The sequence below is a fragment of the Streptomyces sp. CB01881 genome, from assembly GCF_002953255.1.
Lineage (GTDB): Bacteria > Actinomycetota > Actinomycetes > Streptomycetales > Streptomycetaceae > Kitasatospora.
Window position 1 is genome coordinate 10,313,845 of the sequence record NZ_CP026498.1, and the last position, 4,664, is coordinate 10,318,508.

Below are 4,664 nucleotides of genomic sequence, written 5' to 3' on the forward strand. Positions count from 1 at the left end.
CAGGCCCCGAAGCCCGCGATCGACCCCGGCAGCGACATCGCCGTGCTGCCCTACTCCAGCGGCACCACCGGCCTGCCCAAGGGCGTGATGCTCACCCACCGCTCGATCGCCACCAACCTGGCCCAGACCGACGCGCTGTTCCACCCGGGGGAGGGCGAACGGATCCTCGCCGTCCTGCCCTTCTTCCACATCTACGGTCTTTCCGCCCTGCTGAACCAGCCGCTGCGGTGCGGTGCCACCGTGGTCGTGCTGCCCCGCTTCGACCTGGAGCAGTTCTGCCGCACCATCGAGGAGCAGCGCGTGCAGGCCCTGATCGTGGCCCCGCCGATCGCCCTCGCCCTCGCCAAGCACCCGGTCGTCGACCACTTCGACCTCTCCTCGGTCGAGTACCTGCTCTGCGCGGCCGCCCCGCTGGACAACGAGCTGGGCGCCGTCTGCGCCCGCCGGCTCGGGCTGCCGCACGTCCTCCAGGGCTACGGCATGACGGAGCTGTCGCCCGTCTCCCACCTCGTCTCCCCGGTGGAGACCGACCCCTCGCCGGGCTCGGTCGGCCGGATGGTCCCCTCCACCGAGCTGCGGGTCGCCGCTCTCGACGGCACCGACGGGGACCTGGGCCCCGGCGAGCCGGGCGAGCTGCTGATCCGCGGCCCGCAGGTGATGAAGGGCTACTTCGGCAGGCCCTCCGACACCGCCGCCACCGTCGACGCCGACGGCTGGCTGCACACCGGCGACGTCGGGTTCGTGGACGAGCGCGGCTACCTGTACATCGTCGACCGGGTCAAGGAGCTGATCAAGTACAAGGGGTACCAGGTCGCACCCGCCGAGCTGGAGGCCCTGCTGCTCGGCCACCCCGGGATCGCCGACGCGGCGGTGATCGGCGTCACCGACGCGGAGGGCACCGAGAGCCCGAAGGCCTTCGTGGTCCGCGCCCCGGGCAGCACGCTGACCGAGGAGGAGGTCACCGCCTTCGTGGCCGGTCAGGTCGCCCCGTACAAGAAGGTGCGCGCCGTGGAGTTCCTGGACGCCGTCCCGAAGTCACCCGCCGGCAAGATCCTCCGCCGCGAGCTGCGCGCCCGCGAGGCCGCCCGCTGACCCCGCCCGCTGACCCCGCACGTCCCCGCGACGCCGCACGTCCCCGCTGACGCCGCAATGCCCCGCCGGCCCCCCGCCGGGCCCCGCCCGCCGTGCCGGGCCCGGCCGTGGGGAGGCACCCGAAGATCTGCGAGGATCGACCCCGCCGAGCCGCCGCACGAACAGGACCAGCCGCCGCCGATGACCACCCACCCCGCCGCCCGGACCCCGCAGCAGGACCGCAGCCGCGCCACCCGGCAGCGGCTGCTCGCGGCGGCCGTCGACTGCCTCGCCGAGGTCGGTTGGAACGGCTCCACCGTCGGCGTCGTCGCCGAGCGCGCCGGCGTCTCCCGCGGCGCGGCCCAGCACCACTTCCCGACCCGCGAGGACCTGTTCACCGCGGCCGTCGAGCACGTCACCGCCGAGCGGCTGGCGGCCGTCCGCGCCCACGCGGACGAGCTGCCCGCCCCTGGGCCCGCCCGTACCGAGGCCGTCGTCGACATGATCGTGCGCCTCTACACCGGTCCCCAGTTCCGCGCCGCCCTGCACCTGTGGGTCGCCGCCGCCACCGAGGAGCCGTTGCGCGAGCGGATCGTCGCGCTGGAGGGCCACGTCGGCCGGGAGGCCCACCGGGCCGCCGTCGAGTTCCTCGGAGCCGACGAAACCGTGCCCGGAGTGCGCGAAACGGTCCAGGCCACCCTCGACATGGCGCGCGGTCTCGGACTGGCCAACCTGCTGACCGACGACAGTGCCAGACGATCCGGAGTGATCAGGCAGTGGGCAAGCGTTCTTGAGGGTACGCTGCGGCCGGTACGCCCATGACGCCCGTACACCTGGACGACCGGAACCTCCCCTGACCAAAGGGGTCGCCGGGCGGCCGATGTCCGTGCAGTCTGGAGAAGAACCCGGCCGGCACGCACCGTGATGCCCGCCCGGCCGGGCACGAGCCGAACCGGGGTGCTGCCTGATCATGCACGGACACGAGTGGGATGCGACCGACGCCGCCGGCCCCGCACCGGGTGGAGCCCCCGCACGCCTGGACGGCCATCGACTCGTCCCGCTCGCCACCGCCCTGCTCCAGGACGACGGCCTGATCCTGCACTGGAGCGAGGACGCCGAGGCGCTGCTCGGCTACCCCGCCGACGAGGCCGTCGGCAGCTACGCGGCCCGGCTCTTCACCGACCGGACCGACCGCCCCGAGGTGCTCGCCCTGTTCGAGCGCATCCTGAGCGGCAAGGGCTGGTCCGGGGTCTTCCAGGTCCGCCACCGCGACGGCCACCTGGTCGAGCTGGAACTGCGCACCTACCCGATCGCCGGTCCCGGCGGCACCCTGCTGCTGCTCGCCACCGCCTCCGACACCGAGGCGCTGCACCGCGTCGAGGCCGACCTCGCCGTCCTCGACGGCATCTTCGGCCAGTCCCCGATAGGCATGGCCGTCTACGACACCGACCTGCGCTACGTGCGGCTCAACGAGGCGCTCGCCCGGATGAACGGCGTCCCCGTCGAGGACCACCTCGGCCGCCGGATCAGCGCCGTCCTGCCCGGCATCAACAGCGCCGAGATCGAGCAGACCATGAGACAGGTGCTCATCACGGGCCGGCCCGTGGTCGACGCCCGCTCGCACGGCCGCGTCCCCGGCGACCCGCGCCGCGACCGCGCCTGGTCCGCGTCCTACTTCCGGCTGGAGGACTCCACCGGCCGGGTCTTCGGCGTCTGCTCCTCGATCATCGACGTCACCGAACGCTTCCGGGCCGAGGCCCGCGCCTCCCGGGCACAGGAACGTCTCGCCACCATCGCCGAGGCCACCGCCCGGATCGGCACCACCCTCGACCTCCAGCGCACCGCGGAGGAGCTGATCGAGGCCGTCGTCCCGCGGTTCGCCGACTTCGCCACCGTCGACCTGCTCGAACCCGTCCTGCGCGGCGCCGAGCCGACGCCCATCCCGGACGACCGCTCCGTCCAGCTGCGGGCCGTCGCCGTCGGCGAGTCCTACGAGTCCGGCCTCGTCCACGCCGTCGACACGGTCGGCGAGGTGACCGAGTACGCGCCCCAGCGCAGCTACACCCAGTGTCTTCGCAGCGGCCGCCCCCTGGTGCGCGCCCACGTGGACGAGGAGGTGCTGCGCGGCCTGGTCGCCACCCCCGAGCGGGTCGGGCCGGGCATCGAGGCCGGCATCCACTCGTACCTGATGGTGCCGATGGCCGCCCGCGGCATGGTGCTGGGCGGCGCCGAGTTCATCCGCATGCGCAACCCCGAGCCGTTCACCGCCGCCGACGTCGCCCTCGCCGAGGAGCTGGTCGCCCGCACCGCGCTCGCCATCGACAACGCCCGGCTCTACCGGCGCGAGCGCGAGACCGCGCTCACCCTGCAGCGCAGCCTGCTGCCGCAGGAGATCCACCGCACGCTCGGCCTGGAGATCGCCTACCGCTACCTGCCGAGCAGCGTGGTCAGCGAGGTCGGCGGCGACTGGTTCGACGTCGTCCCGCTCTCCTGCGGCCGGGTGGCGTTGGTGGTCGGCGACGTGATGGGCCACGGCATCCGGGCGGCCGCCACGATGGGCCAGCTGCGCACCGTCGCCCGTACGCTCGCCACCCTGGACATGCCGCCCGAACAGGTGCTCACCCGGCTGGACGAGACCGCCTCCGGCATCGGCGAGGGCCAGTTCGCCACCTGCATCTGCGCCGTCTACGACCCGCTGGAGCGCACCGTGCAGGTCGCCTCGGCCGGCCACCTGCCGCCCGTCTGGGTCAGTCCCGACGGCACCGCCCGGAGGGTGGAGGTCCCGCCGGGCGTCCCGCTCGGCGTCGGCGGCGTCGCCTTCGAGTCGATCGAGTTCGCCCTCCCCGAGGGCGGCATGGTCACCCTCTACACCGACGGCCTGGTCGAGCGGCGCGGCCAGGACCTCGACGACGGCATCGACCTGCTGGCCCGGACCCTCTCCGGCCCCGGCCGCACCCTGGAGGAGAGCTGCGACGCCGTCCTCGGGGCGCTGGTCACCGACGGCACCGAGGACGACATCGCGATGATCATGGCGCGGGTGCTGCCGCTGCCCGCCGACCGGATCGCCACCCTCCCGCTCACCGGCGGTGGCCGGCTCCCCGGGAAGGCCCGCCGCTTCACCCGTGCCACCCTCGACGGCTGGGGCCTGTCGGCGCTCTCCGACTACGCGGAGCTGCTGGTCAGCGAGCTGGTCACCAACGCCCTGCTGCACGCCGACGCCCCGCGCCGGCTCCGCCTCTTCCGGGACCGGGTGCTCACCGTCGAGGTCTCCGACGCCGGCGGGCAGACGCCCCAGCTACGGCCGTTCGCCGAGCAGGACGAGGGCGGCCGCGGCATGTTCCTGGTCAGCGAGCTCGCGCAGCGCTGGGGCAGCCGGCTCACCCGGGACGGCAAGGTGGTCTGGGCGGAGCTCGAACTGCCCTTCGGCACGGTCTGAGGGCGACCCGGTCAGGCCCGGTCCGACCCGGCCGGACCCGCGCCCCGGCCGTCACACCCCCACCGTCACACCCCCACCGTCACACCCCGGCCTTCTCCGGGACGGGGGTCTCCTGCGGCGCGGAGTCCGCGATGGCGCGCGGCAGGCTGCGCAGCAG

At 74.2% G+C, this 4,664-nt stretch carries 3 protein-coding genes; all 3 read left to right on the forward strand.

Annotated features, from left to right (window positions below; genetic code table 11):
- Window positions 1-1,092, forward strand: a 1,092-nt coding sequence (locus C2142_RS34360) for an AMP-binding protein (RefSeq protein WP_241002948.1), incomplete at its 5' end; no start/stop codon positions are given.
- Window positions 1,093-1,272: 180 nt separating this feature from the next.
- Window positions 1,273-1,893 (forward strand): TetR/AcrR family transcriptional regulator, encoded by a 621-nt coding sequence (locus tag C2142_RS34365; protein WP_148646782.1) that lies wholly within the window; start codon window positions 1,273-1,275, stop codon window positions 1,891-1,893.
- A 148-nt stretch (window positions 1,894-2,041) separates the two neighbouring features.
- Complete coding sequence (locus tag C2142_RS34370) at window positions 2,042-4,507, forward strand: SpoIIE family protein phosphatase (RefSeq protein WP_148646783.1); 2,466 nt, start codon at window positions 2,042-2,044, stop codon at window positions 4,505-4,507.
- Window positions 4,508-4,664: the final 157 nt, after the last annotated feature.